The organism is Flavobacterium sp. 83 (genome assembly GCF_000744835.1).
In the GTDB taxonomy this organism is placed as follows: Bacteria; Bacteroidota; Bacteroidia; order Flavobacteriales; family Flavobacteriaceae; genus Flavobacterium.
The window spans coordinates 988,559-1,013,983 of record NZ_JQMS01000001.1 but is presented as its reverse complement, the minus strand read 5'-3'; the positions used below and the strand labels follow the sequence as shown (position 1 = coordinate 1,013,983).

The 25,425-nt window shown below is 31.3% G+C and carries 24 protein-coding genes and 1 tRNA gene; 10 read left to right on the top strand and 15 right to left on the bottom strand.

What is annotated here, in order from left to right; genetic code table 11:
* Positions 1–6 precede the first annotated feature (6 nt).
* From T410_RS04415 to T410_RS04385, 7 genes are all read right to left on the bottom strand, one after another.
* On the bottom strand, positions 7–1,089 hold the full coding sequence (locus T410_RS04415; protein WP_051929349.1) for a glycosyltransferase: 1,083 nt from the start codon (positions 1,087–1,089) through the stop codon (positions 7–9).
* An 8-nt stretch (positions 1,090–1,097) separates the two neighbouring features.
* Complete coding sequence (locus T410_RS04410; protein ID WP_081897802.1) at positions 1,098–2,384, bottom strand: flippase; 1,287 nt, start codon at positions 2,382–2,384, stop codon at positions 1,098–1,100.
* Between the two features lie 68 nt (positions 2,385–2,452).
* Positions 2,453–2,998: a hypothetical protein gene (locus tag T410_RS04405; protein WP_035668984.1), complete on the bottom strand. Its 546-nt coding sequence runs from the start codon at positions 2,996–2,998 to the stop codon at positions 2,453–2,455.
* Between the two features lie 109 nt (positions 2,999–3,107).
* Positions 3,108–4,097 (bottom strand): hypothetical protein, encoded by a 990-nt coding sequence (locus tag T410_RS04400; protein WP_035668983.1) that lies wholly within the window; start codon positions 4,095–4,097, stop codon positions 3,108–3,110.
* Between the two features lie 9 nt (positions 4,098–4,106).
* Positions 4,107–5,786, bottom strand: coding sequence for a hypothetical protein (locus T410_RS04395; RefSeq protein ID WP_035668981.1), 1,680 nt, complete (start codon positions 5,784–5,786; stop codon positions 4,107–4,109).
* A 37-nt stretch (positions 5,787–5,823) separates the two neighbouring features.
* The gene (locus tag T410_RS04390; RefSeq protein WP_035668980.1) at positions 5,824–7,308 is read right to left on the bottom strand and encodes a GH3 auxin-responsive promoter family protein; all 1,485 of its coding nucleotides are present in this window, start codon (positions 7,306–7,308) and stop codon (positions 5,824–5,826) included.
* A gap of 14 nt (positions 7,309–7,322) precedes the next feature.
* Positions 7,323–7,838, bottom strand: a complete 516-nt coding sequence (locus T410_RS04385; RefSeq protein ID WP_035668979.1) for a hypothetical protein — start codon at positions 7,836–7,838, stop codon at positions 7,323–7,325.
* A gap of 213 nt (positions 7,839–8,051) precedes the next feature.
* Between T410_RS04385 and tatA the strand changes: the two genes are divergently transcribed.
* Entirely contained in the window at positions 8,052–8,228 is a 177-nt protein-coding gene (gene tatA / locus T410_RS04380; protein WP_035668977.1) for a twin-arginine translocase TatA/TatE family subunit, read from the top strand.
* A gap of 42 nt (positions 8,229–8,270) precedes the next feature.
* Here the strand turns inward: tatA and T410_RS04375 are convergent, their stop codons facing one another.
* Complete coding sequence (locus T410_RS04375; RefSeq protein WP_035668975.1) at positions 8,271–10,394, bottom strand: Tex family protein; 2,124 nt, start codon at positions 10,392–10,394, stop codon at positions 8,271–8,273.
* A gap of 119 nt (positions 10,395–10,513) precedes the next feature.
* Here T410_RS04375 and T410_RS16670 point away from each other — a divergent pair, with 119 nt between their 5' ends.
* Positions 10,514–10,810: a DUF1294 domain-containing protein gene (locus T410_RS16670; RefSeq protein WP_081897801.1), complete on the top strand. Its 297-nt coding sequence runs from the start codon at positions 10,514–10,516 to the stop codon at positions 10,808–10,810.
* Here T410_RS16670 and T410_RS04365 read toward each other — a convergent pair.
* The 3 genes from T410_RS04365 to T410_RS04355 form a co-directional block, all read right to left on the bottom strand.
* Positions 10,789–11,931 (bottom strand): ATP-binding protein, encoded by a 1,143-nt coding sequence (locus tag T410_RS04365; RefSeq protein WP_035668972.1) that lies wholly within the window; start codon positions 11,929–11,931, stop codon positions 10,789–10,791. The two genes, T410_RS16670 and T410_RS04365, sit on opposite strands and share 22 nt — an antisense overlap.
* Positions 11,932–12,060: 129 nt before the next feature.
* A complete protein-coding gene (gene rpiB / locus T410_RS04360; protein WP_035668971.1) occupies positions 12,061–12,489 on the bottom strand; it encodes a ribose 5-phosphate isomerase B in 429 nt (142 codons plus the stop codon).
* 724 nt (positions 12,490–13,213) lie between these two features.
* A complete protein-coding gene (locus tag T410_RS04355) occupies positions 13,214–13,447 on the bottom strand; it encodes a hypothetical protein (protein WP_035668970.1) in 234 nt (77 codons plus the stop codon).
* Positions 13,448–13,566: 119 nt separating this feature from the next.
* Between T410_RS04355 and rnr the strand changes: the two genes are divergently transcribed.
* Genes rnr through T410_RS04340 form a run of 3 tightly spaced genes read left to right on the top strand, consistent with a single transcriptional unit; the run spans position 13,567 to position 17,130 of the window.
* Positions 13,567–15,759 carry a ribonuclease R gene (gene rnr / locus T410_RS04350; protein ID WP_035668968.1) on the top strand — a complete coding sequence of 731 codons (2,193 nt, stop codon included), beginning with the start codon at positions 13,567–13,569 and terminating at the stop codon, positions 15,757–15,759.
* A gap of 5 nt (positions 15,760–15,764) precedes the next feature.
* Positions 15,765–16,433: a head GIN domain-containing protein gene (locus tag T410_RS04345; RefSeq protein WP_035668967.1), complete on the top strand. Its 669-nt coding sequence runs from the start codon at positions 15,765–15,767 to the stop codon at positions 16,431–16,433.
* A 19-nt stretch (positions 16,434–16,452) separates the two neighbouring features.
* On the top strand, positions 16,453–17,130 hold the full coding sequence (locus T410_RS04340; protein ID WP_035668966.1) for a LysE family translocator: 678 nt from the start codon (positions 16,453–16,455) through the stop codon (positions 17,128–17,130).
* Positions 17,131–18,038: 908 nt separating this feature from the next.
* Here T410_RS04340 and T410_RS16885 read toward each other — a convergent pair.
* Together T410_RS16885 and folB are read right to left on the bottom strand one after the other, a co-directional pair.
* Positions 18,039–18,109 (bottom strand) — tRNA-Cys (locus T410_RS16885).
* A gap of 104 nt (positions 18,110–18,213) precedes the next feature.
* The gene (folB, locus tag T410_RS04335) at positions 18,214–18,573 is read right to left on the bottom strand and encodes a dihydroneopterin aldolase (protein ID WP_035668965.1); all 360 of its coding nucleotides are present in this window, start codon (positions 18,571–18,573) and stop codon (positions 18,214–18,216) included.
* A gap of 105 nt (positions 18,574–18,678) precedes the next feature.
* On the opposite strand from folB, the gene T410_RS04330 reads away from it, so the two are divergent.
* From T410_RS04330 to T410_RS04315, 4 genes are all read left to right on the top strand, one after another.
* The gene (locus T410_RS04330) at positions 18,679–20,781 is read left to right on the top strand and encodes a glutamine--tRNA ligase/YqeY domain fusion protein (RefSeq protein ID WP_035668964.1); all 2,103 of its coding nucleotides are present in this window, start codon (positions 18,679–18,681) and stop codon (positions 20,779–20,781) included.
* A gap of 306 nt (positions 20,782–21,087) precedes the next feature.
* Complete coding sequence (locus T410_RS04325; RefSeq protein WP_035674084.1) at positions 21,088–21,420, top strand: YtxH domain-containing protein; 333 nt, start codon at positions 21,088–21,090, stop codon at positions 21,418–21,420.
* A gap of 39 nt (positions 21,421–21,459) precedes the next feature.
* Positions 21,460–21,810 carry a phage holin family protein gene (locus T410_RS04320; RefSeq protein WP_035668963.1) on the top strand — a complete coding sequence of 117 codons (351 nt, stop codon included), beginning with the start codon at positions 21,460–21,462 and terminating at the stop codon, positions 21,808–21,810.
* A gap of 4 nt (positions 21,811–21,814) precedes the next feature.
* On the top strand, positions 21,815–22,087 hold the full coding sequence (locus T410_RS04315) for a DUF6327 family protein (protein ID WP_035668962.1): 273 nt from the start codon (positions 21,815–21,817) through the stop codon (positions 22,085–22,087).
* 30 nt (positions 22,088–22,117) lie between these two features.
* Here T410_RS04315 and T410_RS04310 read toward each other — a convergent pair whose 3' ends face one another.
* The gene (locus T410_RS04310; protein ID WP_035668961.1) at positions 22,118–23,107 is read right to left on the bottom strand and encodes an SPFH domain-containing protein; all 990 of its coding nucleotides are present in this window, start codon (positions 23,105–23,107) and stop codon (positions 22,118–22,120) included.
* Positions 23,108–23,184: 77 nt separating this feature from the next.
* Here T410_RS04310 and T410_RS04305 point away from each other — a divergent pair, with 77 nt between their 5' ends.
* Positions 23,185–23,826 carry an outer membrane beta-barrel protein gene (locus T410_RS04305; protein ID WP_035668960.1) on the top strand — a complete coding sequence of 214 codons (642 nt, stop codon included), beginning with the start codon at positions 23,185–23,187 and terminating at the stop codon, positions 23,824–23,826.
* Between the two features lie 84 nt (positions 23,827–23,910).
* Here T410_RS04305 and gltX read toward each other — a convergent pair whose 3' ends face one another.
* Positions 23,911–25,422: a glutamate--tRNA ligase gene (gltX, locus tag T410_RS04300; RefSeq protein WP_035668959.1), complete on the bottom strand. Its 1,512-nt coding sequence runs from the start codon at positions 25,420–25,422 to the stop codon at positions 23,911–23,913.
* Positions 25,423–25,425 lie beyond the last annotated feature (3 nt).

Below are 25,425 nucleotides of genomic sequence, written 5' to 3'. Positions count from 1 at the left end.
TTATTTTTAAGTGTTTTGAATTCTTGGATTATTTAAAAACCTAATAATTTCTGAAATTTTAGGATGATAAACCGTTTTAATTGATAAAACTAATAAATATAAACCAACAATCGTCTTGTTTTTTATAATTTTCAAAACAAGAAATTCGTATTTCCCTCTATTATACAGTATCTCATCCTTATATTTATTTGATATAGAAAAAACTGTTGGGTGAAAAACCATGTTTTTAATATAGCCCATTTTTTTGTCGAAAGAAGTTTCAGCCGTGGCACATTTATATACTAAATAACACACTCTCCTTATGAAACGAATGGCTTTTAACTTTTCTAATTCTTGATAGGTAATGGAAAGATCATATTCCTTTTTATAATCAAAATTGAATTTTTGCAGTGCCTTATCAAAATAATCGTTTTCAATCGTTTTTCTGGATTCACTCGAACCTACTTCTCGGTAGAAATAACCGCTATAGTCTATAAAAATCACTTTAGTAGCCTTATTAAACGCTTGAATGTTAAACATATTGTCCTCTTCAATAACCCTTGTTTTTGGGAATCGAACTTGCTGCTGAAACACTAAACTACGTTTGTAAATTTTATTCCAAACGGCAAATAAATCTTCCTCACGCAATAAACTTGGAATAATATTTTTCTGGATAAACTCCTGCTCATATATATTTTCAACAGGAAAAACAGCTTGTTTAATAATATACTTATTATCTCTACCTAAAATCGTTTTTGAAACTACAATATCAAGATCATTTATTATGGCATTGTTATATAACGTTTCAAATAGGGTTTCTTTTACATAATCATCATTATCAACAAACCCAATATAGGTCCCTTTTGAGGCTTCAATTCCTGTATTTCTGGCCCCACTAATGCCTTTATTCTCCTGATTAATTAGGATAATCCTATTGTCTTTTTCCTGGAATTGCGCTATAATTTGTTGGCTGGAATCTGAGGAACCGTCGTTGACAAAAATAAACTCACATTCCTGTAATGTTTGACTTATCAACGATTGAATACAATCAACCAAAAATCCTTCTGCATTGTATACAGGAATAATGACGCTTACTTTAATTTGTGTCATGGCTCTTTTTATTGACAGAATTTATCCGTTTCTTTTTTTGCATAAAACCACATTCCTAATACGATAAAAATTTGCGTAATAATAAGTGCAATAGCTGTTCCAAGCTCTTTATAAAAATAGGTTAATCCTAAATTTATACTGATATTTAAAATTGTTGCCCATAAAATGACACGAAAATACAAATTATCTTTCCCTAAATTTAATAAAATTTGTTTACCAAACATTGTATCTAAAAATGATGCAAGGGGAATAATGATTAATATTTTAAATAAAACGATGGTTGGATTCATAGCTTCTCCATAAACTAATGTTATAATTTCTTTCGAAAAAAAGAATCCTAACAGCACTAAAATCGAAAAAAATAATGCGCCAATTATTGTAATCTTATTTATCTTCTTAATCGTCTGAATTTTATTTGAAATCATTTCATTGGCCAAAAAAGGAAATAAGGCATTCGAAATTGGTGTTTGCAAATTTCCAATTGCTCTGGCTAATTTTTCTGCAGCACTAAAGTAACCAACTGCTTGATTGCCTACAAAAATCCCTAATATCAATGTATTGGTATTGGTAAATAAAGAAATTTTTAATTCGGATAAAAACACATACTTCCCTTTAACTAATTGGTTTTTAATTCTTTCAAAGGATTGCAATTTTAATTGTAAATCAAAGTGCTTCTTCACAAAATAAAAGGATAGAATTCCAGCTGTTATAAACCCTAAAGCATTGAAAATAGGGACTAAAAAATAATCTTCTCGTTGTTTAACAAAAACAAAAATTGCGATTGTGAAAATGATTTTTGTAAATAGATTCAGATAAGTAATATACCGCATCTTTTGCATTCCTTGGAAAAACCAAACTGGAAAAATAGCCTGACCAAGAACGGATCCAAAAGAGAAAAAATAAATTTCCCAATGATTCCTGAATATTTCAAAACTAAAAACGATAATTGACATCAAAAGGAAACACAAAACAAGCAAAAATAATTTTGTAGACATTACGTCATTAAAAATATCTTGTTGCCTTTTTTTATCATCGATTGCAACCGAAATATCTCTGGTAGCGATTGAGTTGAATCCAAAATCAGTAATAATCTGAAAATAAGTAATTAATGCCAATGAAAAAGACAATAATCCAAAGTTTTCTATGCCCAAAACTCTTACTAAATAAGGGAAGGTAATTAAGGGTAAAAGTAAATTTAAAGCTTGGAGTATAGCAAGGTAAACAAAATTAGAAACTAATGTTTTGTGCTTTTTATCGTATAGAACTTTATTTAAAAAACTAAACATGTATTTCATGTATTTTTTATAAAAATAAGGCTACACCTTATTAGGAATAGCCTTTTGAAAATTTAGTTTATTATGAACTATAATTTAACTCCTCTAACTTTTTCTAACTCTACGTAAACTGCTGGTTTTGTATTAAAAATTGGGTCGTATTGATCTCCTTTTGGAATAAAAGTCGCTGTCGACGAAGCTTCATCAAATGTTATAAATTCATTCGGTGTAAAATATTTCAGTAAATCTTTTTGATCAACTCTGAATGTCCTTCCTTCAAAACTTAAAGTTATGGAGTTAATTTTTACCGGTTCTTGATCTTTTTTCGAACTTATATCAAAACGAATATCATTTGGTAAAACTCCTTCAGGAATGCTGAATGTTATAGTTTGAGGCTCTTGTTTGCCTTTTATACCATAATAAACGGTATTTTTTTCGTCAAAATAATTAATCGACGGATCTTTATAAAAAAGAATTAATTCGTCATCTTTTTTAATCACCAAATCAACAATAACATCAAATGTATTTGCTTTTACTTCTTCAACTGGGGCAGCTACTTCTTTCTTATCTTCTTTTTTACAAGAAACTAATGCCAATGTTAAAAATAAACTTGCTGCTATTAATTTAATTTTCATCTCTGTTTTTTTTTACAAAAATATATTTTATTTCTTAAAAATATATTTGTTTATATGTTTATCTGCTCTTAAACTCTTTTTTATTTTACAATCGTTTTTACCCAAATAATTATCTGTTTTGCAATGCTTTTAAAGATTGTTTTCTATAAAAAGCAATAAACATTTGAAGTAGAATAAAGCATAGAATAAATAAAATTGGCAAAACAAATTTTAATTTTCCATTGACTGAACTGCTATTTTTAATATTTAATGTTGAACTATTCTCTTTTATAATTTTATCTAAACTAATGAGGCTAAGTCTATTGGTTCCTTGTTCATTAATTAGCCCCTCTTTAGTCTTTATAATATCATTTAATTGTGTATTTTCATTATAATAAACCAGTTTATCACTTTTTGTCGCACCATTCATCCTGTTAGAAAATCCGTTTAAAACTGCATTTATTTGTGAAATTATGGAGTCATTTTGAACCATCTTAATTTGAATATTGTTCACTACTCCTTTCTGAATTTTCTTGTAATAATCAGTATTGTTCAAAAAGTTTAATAAAGGCTCAACTGTTTCATTATTGCTGGTTAATTTTCCTGTGATAAATGATAACTTATGGAACGTATAATTTTTACTGGTCAAATTATCCTCGACGGTCTTTTTAATATCTCCATCTTCTGCTATCAACTTAATTAGTTCAAAATTTTCTGGCTTATTTTCAATAAATTTATAAACATCCACTATTGGATTGATTTCTATTTTCGTAATTTGTTTCGGCTTTTTTATCCCGACAACTTCTTTTAAAAAAACAGTGTCTCCTTCCTTAATTTTAGATTCAATTAATTCAATTTTTGAATATAAATAATCCGTGCTTCCAAAATTTGGCATTACTATAATTTGATGATTATAGGCTTTTTGTGTATGGTCTAAAAATATTCCTAGTGAAACTCCAACTAGTGCCAAAATTGAAACCACAATTGCATTTTTTACAAAAAACTGAATACATCTAAATAAAAAAGTATTAAATTCCTGAAAAAGAATTCTAATTTTCTTAGAAATTTGTGATAAATCAATTTCCTGATCCTCTTGATTATTGGGTTCGTTTTTATTCATGCTATTCTTTTATTTTACGTTGAAAATTTGTTCCAATATTTTAATGGTAATCAAATACGTTGGTTTTACTCCTGTTGTTCCCAATCCTCCTGAAGCTAATGTGCTTCCTGTTTCCAATGGATTATCCGAAGCATAATACGCATATCTTACTTTGATGTCCAAAGGAACGCTTTTTCTGATTTTGGAGGCAGATTGAATGGCTTTTTGATAATAAGAACCTTCCATTTCTAATCCAATTACACCCCAAGTCGATTCGTGAAAAAACTTTAATAAATCCCGGTTTTGCAATGATGTTCCCAGTACAGTAACCATTGGGCCGGCAAAAACTGCAATATCATTCCCTTCAAACATATCAGGCGTAAGTTCGTTATGGAAAAAATAATTATCAGCTGTTCCCTCATTGATGTGCGCATTCGGAATCATAATATCTCCTTTTCCACCTTCCAAGATTCCCGCTTTTCCCATGATCGAAACTGATTCCACATTCAATAAAGTCTCTTTTTTGTACGGTTTCAATAATTCGTCAATTGTTTCATACGCTTGCTCGCCAAAAGCGTAATCCATCACGATTATTACCGGTTTTATATCTCCTGTATTTGCTTTTGGAAACGAGGTTTTAGCCCAGTCAATTTTTGCAGTATCAAAAATTTGCACGTCAATATTGGTTCCTGAAGTATCCGGCAACGAAATCATTCCGTATTTCAAAGCCACGTCTTCCACTTGATTGCGAACTTCATTGGCACCAGACTTACTTAATTCTTCATAAATAAAGAAATCAGATTTGTCTTTGAACTTTGTTTTTAAAACTGGCGTTGCAAAAATAGAGTTCATTACACTATGCATATTGGCACTAATCACATGAATAGGTCGGTCTAGAAGCTGATTCTCTTTCAAAACCTCCTTGATGTTCGTAGCCCAAATTTCGCCATGAATATGATGTCCTAATCGTTCTCTTAGAATTGGGCTGAATGTGATGGTTCTTTTATTATTCTCAACCACTTCCTCAATGGCTAATTTCCCCAACCAAAAAATAACATGCAAGAAACGATCTGGCGATGTTACGGAACCAAAAGCATCATAAATCTCTAAAACTTCCTCAAATGTTCTTCCCAGAATGTTTGAAGCATGCGAAATTGCTTTCTCTTTTTCAACCAGAGTTAGTTTTTTATTTTGGGAAACCGCTTGTTCCAGTTTGAACCAATCCCGCGAAACTTCGCCTGCATCATCCAGTAAAACCCTGTTTCTTATTTTATGGGATTCGATGAAAATGAACGTCAAATGCGTCAAAATATCATAAATATCCGAACGTCCACGTGTAATCTCCACATTCATTTGTTCTTCGTCAATTCGATAACAGTTACGGCGTCTTTTTGGTGGAACAATCGCTTGAAAGTGGGATTTAGAATACCCTTCATCCGAAGTTAAATTAATGAATCTACATTCTTCAATTCCTACAGGCAAACGCTCAATAACATACAAAAGACCATTCAATTCGACTTTTTCTTCGCCAATATTACCGTAAATTTCCGGGCGTAAAGCCAATAGAGCTTCTCTCAAAGTATCACCGGAAATTCCCATTGGTTTATAAAATCCTCTATTGAATAAATGACGCATCGTAATGTACATTTTTTCAATAGCTGCCGATGATTCCTGTGCTCTGGAGCGTGATATGTGTTTAGTATCTTTCATTATTTTTATTTTCTAAAACTCAAATGTAACCCTTTTGTTATTTGTTTAATAAATCTACAATGGCTCTGTCATTAGAAAGTCTGGGGATTTTGTTTTGTCCACCCAGCTTGCCTATCGATTTCATATACTCCTGAAAACCGTTTTTGGCCACTTTTGTAATCACAACTTTTCGCAATACGTGTCCGACAATCAAATCGTCGTAATATACGTTTTGCTTTCTCATGGCATTGTCTATCGCTTCCGCAAAAGTGACGCTGTCTTCTGGTTCGTTCTCAAATTCAATGAACCATTCGTGATACGGTAGTCCTTCCGTCGGGGTGATTTGTGGTGCTACAGTAAATTCATTAATCCGAATAGCTGTTCCAATTATCGCTTCCTGCAACGCACTTTCTACTTCTTTTCCAATGACATGTTCTCCAAAAGCCGAAATATAATGCTTGATTCTGCCTGAAACAATCACTCTATACGGTTTTAATGAAGTAAACTGAACAGTATCACCAATATTATAACTCCAAAGTCCTGCATTGGTAGAAATAATCAACACATAATTTATTCCAAGTTCCACTTCACCTATCGTATAACGTCTTGGATTTTCCGTATAAAATTCGTCACTTTTTATAAATTCATAGAAAATACCCGAGTTCAAAAGCAGTAACATTCCTTTCTCCTTTTGAGAATCCTGATACGCAAAAAACCCTTCCGAAGCTGGGAAAAGTTCAATGCTGTCTACTTTTCGACCAATTAAATTTTCGAATTTAGCGCGATACGGCTCATAATTCACCCCTCCGTAGATAAATAAATTGAAGTTTTTGAAGATTTCTCCCACTGGCTTCCCTCCTTTTTGCTGCAGTTTTTCAAAGTACATTTGCACCCAAGATGGAATTCCTGAAATCACCGTCATATTTTCGTTGAATGTCTCTTCGACAATCGCATTTACTTTGGTTTCCCAATCTTCAATACAATTCGTTTCCCAAGAAGGCATTCGGTTTTTCTGTAAATATTTTGGAACAAAATGAGCTACAATTCCGGATAACCTACCCAACTTAATCCCATACTTTTCTTCCAAAATTGGGCTTCCTTGCAGGAAAATCATTTTTCCGTCAATAAAATCAGCTTTACCGGTTTCGTGAATATAATGCAAGATCGCGTTTCGAGCCGCTTCAATATGAAAAGGCATGGATTCCTTGGTCAACGGAATATATTTAGCCCCAGATGTTGTTCCCGATGTTTTGGCAAAATACAATGGTTTTCCTTTCCAAAGAATATTTTCGGCTCCTTTTACCACCTTATCAACATACGGTTTTAAAGCTTCATAATCCCGAACGGGTACATTTTTTGCAAAATCAGCACTTGATTTTATGGTATTAAAATGATGGTCGATTCCAAATTGAGTTTCCTTAGCTTCTTTTATTAATTCTTGTAAAACTTTATTTTGGGTTGCAACAGGATTATTGGCCCAAGCCTGAGTCTTTTTATAAATTTTAAGTGCAAATAGCTTTGCAGCAATTGATTTTATTGACATTATTAATTATTATTTTACTTTTTTGATTTTATTTTTCTTTCCTTCGGAGAGGCAGGAACAGATTTTTGTTCTTCTTTCGCTACTTGTTCCCTTAATTCTATTTCCTTTTTTGAAGCTGATAAATTTACTGGGGACGGAACTTCTTCAATTGCTGCAAGAATCGAATCTTTATTGAATTTTGCATATTCCAATTCTCCCGTTAAGACTTTTTGAATGGATTTAATATAGGCTTCATTTTTCTTTAAGGCAAACGACAAAGAATCGGCTTTTAAAGCCAGTTGCGTGGCATCTTTTTTAAGTTTAGAAGATGAATATCCCGGTATAAATTCCCGTAAAGGTGTAAAAGCAATGATAAAAGTGGTAACTGTGATAATAATAATAGTACTCAAACTGACAAATACAAAAACATTCATCAAAGTAAGTTTTAATGAAAATGTTTCTTCAAAAGTATCTTCGTTTAAAATTATTAAACGTCTTTTATTGAATAAATTTTCCTTAAGTTTTTTTCGTTTCTGTCTTTTCTTGGACATACAATTTGATTATTGAACAAATATAATCAATTTATAGTAGGGATAGTATTCCCTTCTATTCGACACTTTTTAATGATTGTAAATATGTTTTAATAAATTTTTAACGTTATTGAAACCAAATAATTGCCTTAAAAAGAGTTTCTGTTAAGTTATTCTAATTACCTTTGTAGACAGTTTTATTACAAATTTGCTTCGGCAATAAATTATTCAATCATGGGAAGATTAGGTGTTACAGAAATCCTTGTTATATTGGCCGTTGTTTTATTACTTTTTGGAGGTAAAAAAATTCCGGAATTAATGAAAGGTTTAGGAAGCGGGATCAAAGAATTCAAAAACGCTGCCAAAGATGACAGTCAGCCAGCTGATAAGAAAGAAGAAGAAACAAAATAAAAAAAAGGCTTTTCATAGTTTGAAAAGCCTTTTTTTTGGGAATTAAATAACCATCGTCAACTGAATTCTCTTTCTGTCTTCATCTACTTCCGTCACTTTGACTTGAACATGTTGGTGCAGTTTCACCACTTCGTTTACATCGCTTACAAAACCTGCTTTGAGTTGCGAGATGTGAACCAATCCGCTTTCTTTTACTCCAATATCAACAAAACAACCAAAATTAGTAATGTTGTTGACAATTCCAGGCAAAATCATTCCTGATTTTACATCTTTTATGGTTTTTACGTTGGGGTCAAATTCAAATACTTTTGCTGATTTTCTAGGATCTAATCCAGGTTTTTCGAGTTCTTTGATAATGTCTTTTAAACCTAGTAACCCTATTTCCGGCGTAATGTAATTTTCTGGTTTTATTAAGGCTGTTTTTTCTTTGTTGGCAATCAAATCATTCACTGTCAGTTTCAAATCTTTAGCCATTTTTTCCACAATTCCATAGGCTTCAGGATGCACTGCTGAATTATCTAATGGATTTTTTGCATTCGAAATTCGGATAAAAGCAACTCCTTGTTGGTATGCTTTTTCACCTAATCTCGGCACTTTTTTGAGTTGTTTTCTATCTTGAAAAGGACCGTTTTCAGAACGGTATTGTACAATATTTTCAGCTAGCTTCTCTCCTATTCCACTCACATAACTCAACAAATGTTTACTCGCCGTGTTGATATTTATCCCAACGGAATTCACGCAGCGAATCACTGTATTATCTAATTCTTCTTTTAACTTGTTTTGATCCACATCATGTTGGTATTGGCCTACGCCAATGGCTTTCGGGTCAATTTTCACTAATTCAGCCAATGGATCACTCAATCGTCTCCCAATAGAAACCGAACCACGAACCGTAACATCATAATCCGGAAATTCCTCTCTCGCAATTTTCGATGCAGAATAAACCGATGCTCCAGCTTCTGAAACGATGAAAACCTGAACCGGTTTATCAAACGCTATTTTCTTGATGAAGAATTCCGTTTCACGAGATGCCGTTCCGTTTCCTATTGAAATTGCATCAATTTTATACGAATTCACCATCGAACGGATTTTTTTCATCGCCATGGCTTCCTCTTTTTGAGGCGCGTGTGGATAAATGGTTTCATTGTATAGTAAATCTCCTTTTTCGTCCAAACAAACGATTTTACAACCACTTCTAAAGCCCGGATCAATCGCCAAAATTCGTTTTTCACCCAAAGGCGGCGCCAACAATAATTGCCCTAAATTATTGGCAAAAACCTGAATCGAATTGGCATCAGCCTTAGCTTTGGCTTCTTGCAACGCTTCATTTGAAATTGCCGGATTCAACAATCGTTTGAAACTGTCTTCAATAGCTAATTGTACATGTGGCGTAGTTTTATTTTGACCTTTTAGAACTAAAGTATCAATAATATCATAGGCTTCGTCAATATCTACTTCAACTTTAAACTTGATAAAACCTTCATTTTCGGCACGAAGCATCGCCAATAATCTGTGCGAAGGTGCTTTTGTCAACGGTTCTGACCATTCAAAATATTGATTAAATTTTTGTGCCGCTTCTTCGTCTTTTTTAGCTTTTACTACTTTGGTAGTTATGGTTGCTTTGCGTTCGTACAATCGTCGGAGTTGTTTTCGAACATAAATATTTTCATTAATCCATTCGGCAATAATATCTCTGGCGCCTTGTAAAGCAGCGTCTTCATTGATAACATTTTCGTTCAAATATTGACTTGAAATAAAATCGATATCATCATTATTTTGTGCCATGATAATTTTTGCCAAAGGCTCTAATCCATTTTCACGAGCGACATCAGCTTTCGTTTTTTTCTTCTTTTTGAATGGTAGATAAAAATCTTCTAATTCCTGCAAATCGAAACTTAGCTGTATTTTTTTTTCTAATTCTGGACTAAGTGCATTTTGTTCGGCAATGGATTTTAAAATAGCTTCTTTGCGTTTTACAATCACTTCGTATTCTTTTTGAAGCTTTGCAATTTGTTCTATTTGCACTTCATCTAGATTTCCTGTTGTATCTTTTCGATACCGGGAAATAAATGGAATGGTACAATCTTCTTGTAATAATTTGACTGTATTTTGAATATTAATTACTGCTGTTGCTACGGATTTAGCTATAAATTGTATATTAGTCATCTTTTAATTAGGTAATTTTAAATGTGTTAAACCAAAAAAAATTTAATTAGAAAAAAATGAAATCAACTAATTAATTTTTAGCTAAAATAATAGCTTTAAACTTGAAATTTATATCATTTATGACTTTATTATATTGTTTTTTTACCTTGAATATTTTATCTTTTATAATTACAGCGTACGATAAACGATTGGCGGTTACCCATAAAAAAAGGATTTCCGAAGAAACCCTTTTATCATTTGCTGCCATTGGTGGCACAATTGGTTCAGCATTGGCCATGTACCTTTTTAAGCATAAAACTTCTAAGAAATACTATCTTTTTAAATTCTACAGAATTGTATTTATCCAAATTGTAATTGCTACTGGATTATTTTATTTTGGATTTTTTGATGAAAATTACATTATAAAATCTAAATAATTACTCTTATTGATTACTTTAAAAGTAGCTTCCGGATAGGCTTTTGCAAAAGCAGTTGGAATTTTTGCCTTTTTATTTTCATTCCATTTAAACTCAAAACCAGCCAAAGCGGTCGCTTTTTCCTCTAACCAATCTAATTCCTGTTGATCGTAAGTACGCCAGAAGTAATTATTTGTTTTCGTTTTTTGATAATTTTGCTTTTTTATCCGCTCCGAAGCGAGATAATTTTCCCATAAATCTCCAACATCATTTCTTGAATCCAAGCGGTTAAAATTATTGATAATGCCGTTTCTAATACCATTATCATAAAAATACCACCGACTGGATTTAACAATTTCCTTTCGAAGATTGCGACTAAAGCCTTCTACTTTAAAGATAATAAAAACTTTTGAAAGTAAATCTAAATAATTAGCAACCGTATTTTTAGACATTTGTAACTGATTTGCTAATTCCTGCAACGAAACTTCTTTTCCTAATTGATACGCTATCAAACGCAGCAAATCATAAATTTTATCAGAATGTTTAATACCTTCAAAAACCAAAATATCTTTCAGTAAATAGGAATTAATAATTTCATACAAATACTCTTTTTTATTCTCCCAATCTGAATATTGTATTAGTTCCGGATAACTTCCAAAAAGTAATCTTTCCTCTAATTTTTCAGTAGTTTGCTTGTAATTTTCGTATTGGGAATATTCCATTTGTGCTAATGGAAAAAGATATAAAGTGTTTTTTCGTCCCACTAATGGTTCACCAAGATTATTGTTTAAATCAAATATAGAGGAACCTGTCGCAATGATTTTGATTCCTTCTATAGAATCCACAATTAGTTTTAGAATAAGTCCAATATCAGGAATAGTTTGCGCTTCGTCAATTACTAATAAATCTATATTTGACAATAATCGTTTGTAATTAGCTACGGAACGTTCTTTAAGTAAATTAGCGTCATTGATATCTTCTCCGTTCAGTTGCAAATAACTTCCGTCAGGAATCGTTTGAAGGTAATTTTTTATTAATTCGGTTTTTCCAACGCGACGAGCGCCCAGTAAAATCAATACTTTGTTAGGAAGTACTTTTTTACTAAAATCTTGAAAAAGTGCTCTTTTTAAATAATTTTCCATTCTATTTGATTTAGAAATCTAAACCAAATATAATCAAAAAATAGTAATTCGGTCAATGCACTGACTGAATTTACATTAATTCAGTCAGTGCATTGACCGAATTAATGTAAATTCAGTCATAAAAAGTTTCTAACAAGAAATTTTGTCCACTCTTGTTTGGTGTCTTCCACCTTCAAATTCAGTATTTAAAAAAGCATCTACCATTTCAACCGCTTGAGGAATTGAAGTATAACGGGCAGGGATACTAATTATGTTTGCATCATTGTGTTGACGTGCTAATATTGCTATTTCTTTAATCCAGCATAAAGCAGCACGTACTTTTGGATGTTTATTAACCGTCATAGAAATTCCGTTTCCGCTTCCGCAAATAACAATTCCTAAATCAGCTTTTCCTTCAGAAACATCATTTGCTACTGGATGGCCAAAATCAGGATAATCTACGCTATCTGCTGAATCCGTTCCGTAATTAGTTACTTCGTGTCCTTTTGCTTTAAGCATTTCAACAATTGCTTTTTTGTATTCTGGTCCAGCGTGATCGTTTCCTATGGATATTTTCATTTTTACTATATTAAGTTGTATGCTGCAAATTTAAATAAAGAAATTTAGTTTTGTAGAATTTAAATTTCGCTTTCTTTAATAGATTAATTCAATCCTTAGTAACGATAAAAAACCGACGTAAATCATAGCTTCTATAACTATCAGATTACTATTTGATTAACGGTTATCAACAATTTTAATAAATCTATAAATTGCTGTAAATCAATGTCTATTTTATATTTAAAATGTTAATTTTTTACATTGTTAATAGCAAAACGCAATTGCTTGATATTCAGTTAACTTTAAATTAACATAACTTGTTCATAACTTTGGATAGAAAATTAGAAGTTTTTTTTGGTTGTGAGCAAAAAATAAGTAATCCAAAACCCACATTAGAAATCCAAATATTGTTTGGTGAATTTTTAGAATAGTTATTAATATTAAAAAGGGGTTTATTAACAAATTTTAAAAAAGTACTTATTTACAAAATCAATTCCATTTCAATTATTAACCATTGTTAATTAAAATTCAAAAACTCTTTAAAACTAATCTTTTACCTTAAAATAGCATTGTTAATAAGTCGGTATAACAACTTTAAACTTCATTTCAATACCTTTTAAAATAAATTTATTGCGGCTATTAACACACTATAATAACAACCAAGAAAGAATTTAAATTTAATTTTTCTTTTTGTTTATTTAAATATATGTTGACAACTTTGAAAAAATAAAAAATAAAAATTGAATTAAACGATGGTTAGATTGTTGTTCAAATGATCTAAAATTTGCTGAACCTTTTCAAAATCGTTAAAGTGTACTTTTAACTTAATTCCGCCTAAAGCATTTGAGTAAAAAGGAACAACAGCTAATGTTATTTCATTTTCAAAAAAATAAGGAATTTCTTCTTGATCTAAAATGTGCTTCAGAACAACAATTTCATGCGAGTAATTGAAAATAGCAATAGTTTGAAAATCTTCCATTTTAATTGTTTTTATAAAGATACAACTATTCTATAAAGTTATATTTTGTTTAAAACTGCTAGCCATTTATTGATAACGATTAACTATTTCGTAATTTTATGCGCTATAAGAAAAGATGTATGAGTAAAAGATTAAGAAAGCCGATAAAAAAAGAGAAAGATTTCTCCGATAAAATAATAAAAATATTGTCGCAAAGTGCTAATAAAGCATTCAACTATAAACAAATAGGGGCTAAGTTAGAACTCGATGATACCCAAAGCAGAAATCAAATTATAAAAGATTTGAAAATTCTGGCTTCCCAAAATAAAATTATAGAATCAGAACCTGGAAAATATTTAATAAAAGCAATAAGCAAAGATTATTACGAAGGTAAGATTGATATGACCGGTCGTAAAACGGCTTATTTTGTATGTAAGGAATTAGAAGAAGATGTCTTCATTCCCACCAATAATTTAAATCATGCCCTAGATAAAGATATTGTAAAAGTCTATGTTTACAATCGAAGAAAAGGGAAAAGACCTGAAGGTGAAGTAATTGAAGTAATTGAAAGAAATAAAACGGATTTTGTGGGTGTTATTGATATCCAAAAAAATTTCTCTTTTGTTTCTACTGCCAATCCAAAAATGTATACCGATATTTTTATTCCAAAGGACAAAATAGGAGAAGCGGAGCAAGGTGACGTAGTTTTAGTTCATATTGAAGATTGGCCAGACAGAGCTGATAGCCCTTTTGGAAAAGTAATCAAAGTTTTAGGGAAACCTGGAGAACACGATACTGAAATACACGCTATTCTTGCTGAATATGGTTTACCGTCAGAGTTTCCTATTGAAGTAGAAACCTTTGCACAAAAAATTGATACATCGATAGAAGCAAGTGAAATTGCAAAGCGTCGGGATATGCGGGATACGTTGACTTTTACAATTGATCCAAAAGATGCTAAAGATTTTGATGATGCCCTCTCATTCAAAAAATTAGAAAATGGCAATTACGAAATTGGTATTCATATTGCCGATGTTTCGTATTATCTTGAAGAAGGAACAATTCTAGATGATGAAGCGTATCAAAGAGCAACATCCGTTTATTTAGTGGATAGAGTAGTGCCAATGCTACCGGAAGTATTATCAAATTTTGCTTGTTCGTTACGACCAAATGAAGAAAAATATACATTTTCGGCAATATTCGAAATTACTGAAAAATCACAGGTTGTCAATCAATGGTTTGGTAGAACTGTAATTTTCTCTGATCAAAGGTTTTCTTATGAGGAAGCGCAATACATCATAGAAACAAAAGACGATGTGATTCCGGAAGAAATTTCTATAACTGGAAGTTCGTATCAAGTTTCATCAGCAATTGTCGCTGCGACGCTTAAACTGGATGAATTAGCTAAAATTTTTAGAAAAAAGAGAATGGCTGAAGGCGCAATTTCTTTTGATAAAGTAGAAGTGAAATTTAATTTAGATGAAGCCGGAGAACCACAAGGCGTTTATTTTAAAGTTTCTAAAGATGCCAATCATCTGATTGAAGAATTTATGCTTTTGGCCAATAGAAAAGTTGCTGAATATATTGGAAAACAAAAGAAAACCTTCATTTACAGGATTCATGATGAGCCAAATGAAGATAAATTAATTGCCATGCAAACGGTAATTGCCAAGTTTGGTTATAAAATTGATTTCCGTAATAAAGGTGATATTTCTAAATCATTGAATGCCTTAATGGAAGAAGTAAACGGTAAAAAAGAACAAAACTTAATTGATACTCTTGCGATTAGAAGTATGAGTAAAGCCAAATATTCTACAGATAACATAGGACATTACGGTTTAGCTTTTGATTATTATTCGCATTTTACCTCACCAATTCGTCGTTATCCGGATGTAATGGTGCATCGATTGTTGCAACATTACCTTGATGGAGGAAAATCAGTAGATGAAGAAACGTATGAAACAAAATGTTTGCATTCGTCAACAATGGAAGGTTTAGCAACGAATGCGGAACGAGATTCTATCAAATATATGCAGGTAAAATATATGCAGGATCATCAGGATCAGGAATTTTTAGGAGTAATTTCTGGTGTGACAGAGTGGGGAATTTATGTAGAAATTATCGAGAATAAATGTGAAGGAATGTGTAGAATTCGAGATATAAAAGACGATTATTACACCTTTGATGAAAAACAATACGCACTAACCGGCGCAACTTCAGGTAAATTATTACAATTAGGAGATGAAATTTACGTTAAAGTAAAAAATGCCGATTTAGTTAAAAAACAACTGGATTTTAATTTTTTAAGAAGAATTGAAGAACCAATAAAATAAAAAAAATGAATAAAATAGTTATTATTGCAGCAGTTTTATTAGCACAAGTTGGTTTTTCTCAAGTCACAAAAAATGTGGGAGATTTTGATAAAGTTACTGGTTTCGACAAAATTGAGATTAAATTAGTAGCAGCAAATGAAAATAAAGTAGAACTAAAAGGTAAATTTGAAGCTGAAGCAGAGGTTATTAATAATAATGGCGAGCTTAAAATAAGACTTCCTTTAGGTAAATTTTTGGATGGAGATGATCTTTTAGCAACTGTTTATTTTAAAAAAATAGATGCAATAGAAGCTAATGAAGGCTCTTTTATTTCAAGTGATACTGATTTAAAAGCCTTAGATTTTAAACTTATTGCTAAAGAAGGATCTAAAATTGAAGCAACAATTAATGCTAAAAAAATCACAGTTATTAGTTCGAGTGGAGCTGTAATTAATTTGTCTGGAAAAACACAAAATTTAGATGTTGTGACTAATTCTGGAGGAAAATTTGAAGGTAAAAATTGTATCTCTTCACAAGTAGCAGTATCGGTAAATGCGGGTGGATTTGCAGATGTTTATGCAACTGATTTAGTAGATGCAAAAACTAGAGCAGGTGGAACTATAACCATTTACGGGAAACCAAAACAAATTAATCAGAAGACAGTTTTAGGCGGAACAATTAAAGAAAAGGAATAAAGAAACAATTATATTTTTAATGATAAACGATATTTTATCCGGTATTCCTTGGGGAATTTTTTTGAGTTTTATGGTTGGTCCTGTGTTTTTTATATTACTTGAAACGAGTATTATAAAGGGATTTAGAGCTGCTTTAGTTTTTGATTTAGGGGTTGTTTTAGGTGATATTGTATTCATAGGAATAGCTTATTTAGGCAGTTACAGATTAATTCAAAGTTTAAAAGATAAACCTGCTCTTTTTATTTTTGGTGGAATTTTGATGTTAGTTTATGGTCTAATTTCTTTTGTCAGATTAAAAAAAGAAGAGAAAATTAACACTGAAGTGATAGATAATGAGATTATAAAAAAGAATTATTTAAGTCTTTTCATAAAAGGATTTTTCTTAAATATTATCAATATTGGAGTTTTAGGATTTTGGTTAGCTATTATTATTTCGATAGGACCAAAACTGGAAATGCAAACATCCAGAATGTTAACTTTTTTTACAACTGTAATTCTTTCGTATTTATTCATTGATTGTATTAAAATACTATTAGCGAAACAGTTAAAAACTAAAATGACTCCAACAAATATTCTTAAAATTAAAAAAGGAATTAGTGTTGTTTTGATGATTTTCGGAATAGTTTTAATCACTCAAGGATGGTTTCCAAAAGAAAAAGAAATGGTTAAAAAAGCATTTGAAAAGATTGATAAATAAGTAAATACGTTTTTTATTTTTGAAATAAAAAAGTCTAAATCTGTTAGTAATATTCAGATTTAGACTTTTTTTTATTCTAAAAAATGGAATAATTAGAGTATTTCTTACTATTTTGAAAATTATAAACCAGTTAAGGATTATAAGTTCATTTAAGTTTTAATGAATTAAGTTTAATTAAAAAAAATCTGTGTCAATCCGTTTAATCTGTATTATCTGTGTGCTATTTTAGCCTTAATGTAGCATTAAATTAAGCCATAAAAACTTCTAAATTACTTTGAAAGTTTCAGCCGAATTATCCGGATTCGAACTATAATTTTAATTAATTTTTCTTAAAAATTAGGCATAAAAAACCTCTAAATTGTTTTGAAGGTTTCAGCCGAATCGTCCGGATTCGAACTGTAACTTTAATTAATTTTTCTTAAAAATTAGGTATAAAAAAACCTCCAAATTGTTTTGAAGGTTTCTGCCGCATCGTCCGGATTCGAACTATAATTTTATTTAATTTTTCTTAAAAATTAGACATAAAAAAACCTCCAAATTGCTTTGAAGGATATGATTTCCGTCCGGATTCGAACCATAACTTTATTTAATTTTTCTTAAAAATTAGACATAAAAAAACCTCCAAATTGCTTTGAAGGATATGATTTCCGTCTGGATTCGAACCATAACTTTATTTAATTTTTCTTAAAAATTAGACATAAAAAAACCTCCAAATTGCTTTGAAGGATATGATTTCCGTCCGGATTCGAACTGTAACTTTAATTAATTTTTCTAAAAATTTAGGCATAAAAAAACCTCCAAATTGCTTTGAAGGATATGATTTCCGTCCGGATTCGAACCATAACTTTATTTAATTTTTCTTAAAAATTAGTCATAAAAAAACCTCCAAGTTTCCTTGAAGGTTTTAGAGGCATCGTCCGGATTCGAACCGGAGTAGGAGCTTTTGCAGAGCCCAGCCTAGCCGCTCGGCCACGACGCCGTAGTTGAACGGATGGCAAAAGTAACTAAAAAGTTTAATGTTTAAAAGTATAAAGTTTAAAAATTTTAAAAAATATTTATTAAACCCTTTGAAATATTTTTAATTTAACTTCTATATTCTTCCATTTCTATTGTAACCGCTTCAACGTCACCACCAATAGGAGGATTTAATTTTGAAACTCCCAAAATAACTCTTGAAATGGTTGGAACTTCTTTCATAATTCTGGTAATGATACGTTGTGCAACATGCTCTAATAAGTTGGCTCTGATAGCCATTTCTTCTACTACAATTTGGTTCAACAACACATAATCAACCGTGTCAACCAGGTTATCAGTAACAGATGATTTTCGCAAATCTGTTTTTACTTTTAAATCAACTGAATAATCTGAACCAATTTTTCCTTCTTCAATCAAACAACCGTGGTAGGAGTAGGTTCTGATATTTTTTAGTTTTATAAATCCCATTTTTTAATTTTTTGTTCAAAGTTTTTTAGGTTTAAAGCCATCTCTTTAACTTTAAACAGTAAACTTTAAACCATTTATTTATCTTTGCTAAAATTAAACAAAAAAATGTCAACCGAAGAAAAATCACTCCATTTTATAGAACAAATCATTGAAGACAGTTTAACCAATGGTTTTCCACAAGATAAATTACGTTTTCGTTTTCCGCCAGAACCAAATGGGTATTTACACATTGGTCACGCCAAATCCATTTGCTTAAATTTTGGTTTAGGATTAAAGTACAATGCGCCAGTTAACTTGCGTTTTGATGATACCAATCCAGCCAAAGAAGAACAGGAATATGTAGATGCAATCAAAGAAGATTTGAAATGGTTGGGTTTTAATTGGACCGAAGAATTATACTCTTCTGATTATTTTCAGCAGTTATATGAATGGGCGGTTGCCATGATTAAAAACGGTAAAGCCTATGTTGACAGTCAATCTTCTGAAGATATGGCAATTCAAAAAGGAACGCCAACACAACCTGGAGTTGATGGACCTTATAGAAACCGTTCTATTGAAGAAAATCTTACTTTATTCGAAGGAATGAAAAATGGTGATTTCCCGGAAGGAAGCCATGTTTTACGTGCAAAAATTGATATGACTTCAAAAAACATGTTGATGCGTGATCCATTGATGTACCGTATTTTACTTCGTCATCATCACAGAACAGGAAATGATTGGAATATTTATCCAATGTATGATTATGCACACGGAGAAAGTGATTATTTAGAGCAAATTTCGCATTCTATTTGTACACTTGAATTTGTGATGCACCGTGAATTATACGATTGGTTTTTAGACCAAATTTATGATCCAAATACAGTAAGACCACATCAATATGAATTCGCTCGTTTGAACTTGAATTACACCGTAATGAGCAAGCGAAAACTATTGCAATTGGTTCAGGAAAATATAGTAAATGGTTGGGATGATCCTAGAATGCCAACTATTTCAGGATTAAGAAGAAGAGGATATACAGCTGCTTCAATTCGTAAGTTTTGTGATATAATTGGTGTTGCCAAAAGAGAAAATATAATTGATTTTTCACTTTTGGAATTTTGTTTGCGTGAAGATTTAAACAAAACAGCGCCCAGAGTTATGGCAGTTTTGGACCCAATAAAATTGATTATCACCAATTATCCAGAAGATAAAGAAGAATGGCTTGAAGCCGAAAATAATCAGGAAGATGAAAGTGCTGGATTTAGAAAAGTTCCTTTTTCAAAAGAATTATACATTGAAAGAGAAGACTTTTTAGAAGAAGCTCCAGCTAAATTTTTCCGATTGAGTTTAGGAAGAGAAGTGCGTCTTAAAAATGCTTATATCATTAAAGGAGAAAGTGTTGTAAAAGATGCTGCAGGAACTATTACTGAAATTCACGTGACTTATGATGAAGACAGCCGAAGCGGAAGTGGGAGTGAAGCCAGTCAAAGAAAAGTGGCAGGAACCTTGCATTGGGTTTCTATACAGCATGCTTTAGAAGCAGAAGTTCGTTTGTATGATCGTTTGTTTATTGATGAAGCACCAGACAGTCATAAGGAGAAAAATTTCTTAGAATTTATGAATCCTAATTCGTTACAAATTGTAAAAGGATTTGTAGAACCAAGTTTAGCAACTGTAAAATCAGATGAAAAATTCCAGTTTCAACGTTTAGGATATTTCAATGTTGATAAAGACACAACCGAAGATAAAATTGTCTTTAATAAAACCGTTGGATTAAAAGATGCTTGGGAAGAAAAAGGCAAAAAAGAAGAAAATTTATTGATGAATACCCAAAAAGAAATCAATAAATACGTGAAGGAAAAGGATGAAAATAATGCTGTTTTGATTCTAAATAACATTGTTGATAACATAAAAAGTATTGATAACTATAGTTTAATTATTCAGACAATTGTCAAAAACATTAAAAATGATAATAACTCGTTGTTATTTTCTAATTTGATTTTGCATTATTCTGATAAAGTACAAGTAAAAGATATCGAAGAAGAGTCATTGACAAAATTGTATACGATGTCATTAAAAAGTCAAATGGTTGCTGTTCGAATTTTGGCTATTCAAAATTTACAAAATGATTTAAATAATTTCAGTCTTTTTGAAACACAGCTTTCAGAATTAATAAAGAATGAAAAAAACGAAAAAGTTTTAGAATTATTAAAGGAACTGAAATTTTAGAACTAAATCTTTAGTATAGATTTTATTGATTAAAAGCGCCTTTTATAAGGCGCTTTTTTTATTATAGTATATTGATATTGTAATTTAACTTTTGATAAGATTTACTAATTAAAAACGACTTATATAAACTTGATTTAAAGCCTTTTTTTTAATTTTATGAGTTCTATTATACCTAGGTTTTATTTATTTAAATAGCGTGTTTTATATTGATTTTTAGCCTTGTTTAAAATAAATTAACGGCTTGTTAACAGCGATATGTTAATAAAATCCGTAATTTTAATAAATAACATTAAAAAATTAAAAATCATGTCGAATAACTCAGGAAACACAATATTGGCTTTATTAACTGGTGCAGCAATTGGAGCAGGGATAGGAATTTTATTTGCTCCGGATAAAGGTACGAGAACAAGAGAAAAATTTAAAGACGGTTATGATGATGCCATAAAAGATTTAAAACATAAATTTGAAACAGCATCTGATGAATTGAAAAGTAAATTTTTGGACAGTAAAAAACAAAATCTGCAAGAAACATACGAAGACTTAATTTCTAATGTAAGTCATAAAACGGAAGATGTGATTTCTTTTTTAGAATCAAAGTTGGCTGATTTGAAAGAACAAAATGCTAAACTTCAAAAATAATATTGGTTACTTACTAATTGATATTAAAAACAAATAAATATGGCTTTTGAAGAATTAAAAGAAAACACCGAAGATATTCAGGATCAAATCCAGGAATATTTAAAAACCAATAAGGCTTATTATAAATTATGGGGTTTCAAGGTAGCAATGAAATCAACCACGATGATTCTTAAGTTTTCATTGATTTTTTTATGTTTCAGCATGGTTTTATTATTTTGCTCTGTAGCTGCTGCTATGGCAATAGGCAATTCTTTAAATAGTTATCCACTTGGATTTTTAATTATTGGAGGAATCTATCTTGTAGCAACCGTTCTTTTGTTTTTAATTAAAGACAAAATAGTTGAAGGCCCAATATTAGAGAAATTTTCAGAAATATTTTTTAACGACTAGAATTATGGAAACTAAAAAATATTCGTCCTATGCTCAAATCGAAAGGGAACTTGAAATACTAAAGATTGAAAAAGAAATCAGTTATCAAAAATTGGTTTATGGCATTAAAAAAACCAAAGAAAGCTTTACGCCGCAAAACATAGTAAGTGATTTAATAGGTAATTATGGTTCTGCTTTACCCTATGGAAGTATTGTATCAACGGCAGTTCCATTTTTAATAAATAAAGCAATTCCTTTTATAAAAAATTGGTTATCTAAAAGAAAAAGAGGCAATTAAGCCTCTTTTTTTATTTAAAAAATTATAGAATTATATTTCTATTTCAGGATTTTCTGGTGGTTGTGGCGCTTGATAATCAGTGTGATGTTCCTCTGTTTTTGTTTTTAACTTCTTGTTGTTTTTCTTCATCATTTCACCCACTTGATTAGATGCACTAAATGAGGCCACCATATTATTCAGCATATCACTTCCGGCTTGAGGAGAATTAGGTAATAAAATTAAATTAGAGTTAGCGTCTGCGCCAATGGCTTGTAGCGTATCATAATGTTGTGTAACCACAATTAATGCCGAAGCTTCTTGCGAATTGATTCCCACACGATTTAAAACTTCTACACTTTCTACTAATCCTCGGGCAATTTCACGTCTTTGATCAGCAATTCCTTGTCCCTGTAAGCGCTTACTTTCTGCTTCTGCTTTGGCTTTAGCCACAATTCTGATTCTGGAACTTTCCGCTTCAAATTCGGCTGCTGTCTTTTCTCTGTCGGCAGCATTGATTCTATTCATAGCGTTTTTTACTTGAATATCTGGATCAATATCGGTTACTAATGTATTGATGATATCATACCCATACGTAGTCATCGCTTCATTTAATTCTCTTTTTACAGCAATTGCAATATCATCTTTTCTTTCGAAAACATCATCCAGTTTTAATTTTGGAACTTCGGCACGAACTACATCAAATACATAAGCTGTAATCTGATCGTGTGGATATTCCAGTTTATAAAAGGCATCGTACACTTTCTCCTGAATCACTTTGAACTGAACAGAAACTTTCATTTTTACAAACACATTGTCTTTGGTTTTAGTTTCAATGATAACGTCTAATTGTTGAATTTTTAGATTGACACGTCCTGCAATTCGGTCAATCAATGGAATTTTTAATTGCAAGCCTGAATTTCGTACACTTAAGAATTTACCAAACCGCTCAATAATAACTGAGGATTGTTGTTTTACAGTAAAGAAGGAAGAAAGAAAAATAAATAACCCAAATACAAGAAAAATAATCAATGGAATGTCCATAGTATGAATAATTTAGTTAAAAAATTAACGTTAAATTACAAAAAAACTTTAGGTTTGTCTTCGTTTAATTTAATTTTATGAAAAGGATATATTTTACTTCGGTTTTTATTTTAATTACTCTAACTGCTTTTGCCCAATATGGATATAGGGATTCTAACAGAATCGGTATCAGTTTAGGTGTTAACCAATTTACATTGAACACTACTAATTTCCACACCAAACCTTCCACAGGCTGGAATGCCGGACTTTCGATGCGAGGAAATTTCTATGACAATTGGGATATGGTTTACGCAATGCAGTTTAGTGAAAACAATTTTTCAGTAGCTACAAAAACTCTTTTTTTAGGAAATAAAGATGTAAATTATACATTATCATCTGCTCAAATATCGTTGCAGTTGAGTTATAAATTTATCGAAAATCATTTAAGTGTTGAGTTTGGTCCATTAGTTCAAGTAAATGGAAAATTGAAAGTGGATAATCAAAACGAAAATAACATCATTTCAGGAACTACTTTATTAGCAAAAGACATAGTAGACATTTCTAAATTTAATTTTTATCCTACGGTAGGGATAACTGCCGGAGTACGTCATTTTAGACTTAATGTTTCCTATCAATATGGACTTAACAATATGCTGGGTAACTTGAACACGAAGAATTTAGGCGTAAATTTCAAAGGAAATCCAGGAATTATCAATGGAGATTTGATTCTTTATTTATAAAAAAAGCTTCTAATCCAGATTCCGGATTAGAAGCTTTTTATTATTAAACCCTTTCAGACTTTTAAATTTTGAAAGGGTTCTTTTTTACAAAGTAGCTATTGCTTTTTGAAGTCTTTTGATTGTTTCTTCTTTTCCAAGTACTTCAACAATATCAAATAGGTGAGGGCCTTTGAGTGCGCCAACCAAACTCAAACGGAAAGGCTGCATTACTTTACCCATTCCAATTTCGTTTTTCGTCATCCAATCTTTTACAATAGTTTCAATAGTAAGGGAAGTAAAGTCGGTTATTTCTTCTATAACAGAAATTAATTCTTCCATCAATGTTGGCGTTTCTTCTTTCCAGTTTTTCCTTGCTTTTTCATCATAGGTTGTTGGTACCATAAAAAAGAAATCACTTAATTCCCAAAATTCAGAAACAAAATGCGCACGTTCCTTGATTAATGAAACAATCTTTGTCAGTTCTACTAAAGAGTAATATCGGTTAACATTTTTACATTCAACAATAGGTGCAAAGGATTTTGCTAAATCGACATCTTTTTGTTTTACTAAATATTGGTGATTGAACCATTTGTTTTTTTCTGGATCAAATTTAGCTCCGGATTTATGAACTCTGCTCAAATCAAAAGCTTCAACTAATTCTTGCAGTGTGAATAATTCTTTTTCGGTTCCGTCATTCCAGCCTAATAAAGCTAGGAAGTTAACAACTGCTTCTGGAAAAAATCCTTTTTCTCTGTAACCTGATGAAACGCCTTCTTCGGTTTTCCAATCCAATGGAAATACTGGAAATCCCATTTTGTCACCGTCACGTTTGGATAATTTTCCGTTTCCAACAGGTTTCATAATCAATGGCAAATGTGCAAATTGGGGTGCTTCCCAACCAAATGCTCTGTATAATAAAACGTGTAAAGGCATTGACGGCAACCATTCTTCACCACGAATTACGTGTGAAGTTTCCATTAAATGATCATCTACAATATTGGCCAAATGATAGGTTGGCATTCCGTCACTTTTGAACAATACTTTATCATCTAAAAGACTCGTTTCAAACTTTACGTCTCCACGAATGATGTCATGCAAATGTAAGGTTTCGTTTACTGGAGTTTTAAAACGGATTACATAATGTTCTCCATCAGCGATTCTTCTTGTGGTTTCCTCATCAGAAATTACCAAAGAAGTGTCAAGTTTTTCTCGGTTATGGTGATTGTATATAAAGGTTTTTCCTTGTTCTTCTTCCTGTTTTCTTGCTGCGTCCAAAGATTTAGCGGTGTCAAAAGCATAATACGCATTCCCGGAATTGATTAATGCATCAGCATATTCTTTGTACAAATCTTTTCTTTCGCTTTGACGGTAGGGACCAAATTTTTCATTCTTTCCAATGGTTTCATCAGGAGCAATTCCTAGCCATTCCAGTGCTTCCATAATATATTCTTCAGCACCGGGAACATAACGGTTTTGGTCAGTGTCTTCAATTCTTAGAAAGAAAACTCCATTGTTTTTTTTGGCAAACAAATAATTGAATAATGCGGTACGTACTCCGCCAATATGTAAAGGTCCTGTTGGACTTGGTGCAAAACGCACTCGAACTTGTTTAGACATTGC

What these genes read in the sequence shown, in the direction of transcription:
- T410_RS04415 (WP_051929349.1), bottom strand. Translation starts at nt 1,089, where the DNA reads ATGACACAAATTAAAGTAAGCGTCATTATTCCTGTATACAATGCAGAA.
- T410_RS04410 (WP_081897802.1), bottom strand. Translation starts at nt 2,384, where the DNA reads ATGAAATACATGTTTAGTTTTTTAAATAAAGTTCTATACGATAAAAAG.
- T410_RS04405 (WP_035668984.1), bottom strand. Translation starts at nt 2,998, where the DNA reads ATGAAAATTAAATTAATAGCAGCAAGTTTATTTTTAACATTGGCATTA.
- T410_RS04400 (WP_035668983.1), bottom strand. Translation starts at nt 4,097, where the DNA reads ATGAATAAAAACGAACCCAATAATCAAGAGGATCAGGAAATTGATTTA.
- T410_RS04395 (WP_035668981.1), bottom strand. Translation starts at nt 5,786, where the DNA reads ATGAAAGATACTAAACACATATCACGCTCCAGAGCACAGGAATCATCG.
- T410_RS04390 (WP_035668980.1), bottom strand. Translation starts at nt 7,308, where the DNA reads ATGTCAATAAAATCAATTGCTGCAAAGCTATTTGCACTTAAAATTTAT.
- T410_RS04385 (WP_035668979.1), bottom strand. Translation starts at nt 7,838, where the DNA reads ATGTCCAAGAAAAGACAGAAACGAAAAAAACTTAAGGAAAATTTATTC.
- tatA (WP_035668977.1), top strand. Translation starts at nt 8,052, where the DNA reads ATGGGAAGATTAGGTGTTACAGAAATCCTTGTTATATTGGCCGTTGTT.
- T410_RS04375 (WP_035668975.1), bottom strand. Translation starts at nt 10,394, where the DNA reads ATGACTAATATACAATTTATAGCTAAATCCGTAGCAACAGCAGTAATT.
- T410_RS16670 (WP_081897801.1), top strand. Translation starts at nt 10,514, where the DNA reads ATGACTTTATTATATTGTTTTTTTACCTTGAATATTTTATCTTTTATA.
- T410_RS04365 (WP_035668972.1), bottom strand. Translation starts at nt 11,931, where the DNA reads ATGGAAAATTATTTAAAAAGAGCACTTTTTCAAGATTTTAGTAAAAAA.
- rpiB (WP_035668971.1), bottom strand. Translation starts at nt 12,489, where the DNA reads ATGAAAATATCCATAGGAAACGATCACGCTGGACCAGAATACAAAAAA.
- T410_RS04355 (WP_035668970.1), bottom strand. Translation starts at nt 13,447, where the DNA reads ATGGAAGATTTTCAAACTATTGCTATTTTCAATTACTCGCATGAAATT.
- rnr (WP_035668968.1), top strand. Translation starts at nt 13,567, where the DNA reads ATGAGTAAAAGATTAAGAAAGCCGATAAAAAAAGAGAAAGATTTCTCC.
- T410_RS04345 (WP_035668967.1), top strand. Translation starts at nt 15,765, where the DNA reads ATGAATAAAATAGTTATTATTGCAGCAGTTTTATTAGCACAAGTTGGT.
- T410_RS04340 (WP_035668966.1), top strand. Translation starts at nt 16,453, where the DNA reads ATGATAAACGATATTTTATCCGGTATTCCTTGGGGAATTTTTTTGAGT.
- folB (WP_035668965.1), bottom strand. Translation starts at nt 18,573, where the DNA reads ATGGGATTTATAAAACTAAAAAATATCAGAACCTACTCCTACCACGGT.
- T410_RS04330 (WP_035668964.1), top strand. Translation starts at nt 18,679, where the DNA reads ATGTCAACCGAAGAAAAATCACTCCATTTTATAGAACAAATCATTGAA.
- T410_RS04325 (WP_035674084.1), top strand. Translation starts at nt 21,088, where the DNA reads ATGTCGAATAACTCAGGAAACACAATATTGGCTTTATTAACTGGTGCA.
- T410_RS04320 (WP_035668963.1), top strand. Translation starts at nt 21,460, where the DNA reads ATGGCTTTTGAAGAATTAAAAGAAAACACCGAAGATATTCAGGATCAA.
- T410_RS04315 (WP_035668962.1), top strand. Translation starts at nt 21,815, where the DNA reads ATGGAAACTAAAAAATATTCGTCCTATGCTCAAATCGAAAGGGAACTT.
- T410_RS04310 (WP_035668961.1), bottom strand. Translation starts at nt 23,107, where the DNA reads ATGGACATTCCATTGATTATTTTTCTTGTATTTGGGTTATTTATTTTT.
- T410_RS04305 (WP_035668960.1), top strand. Translation starts at nt 23,185, where the DNA reads ATGAAAAGGATATATTTTACTTCGGTTTTTATTTTAATTACTCTAACT.
- gltX (WP_035668959.1), bottom strand. Translation starts at nt 25,422, where the DNA reads ATGTCTAAACAAGTTCGAGTGCGTTTTGCACCAAGTCCAACAGGACCT.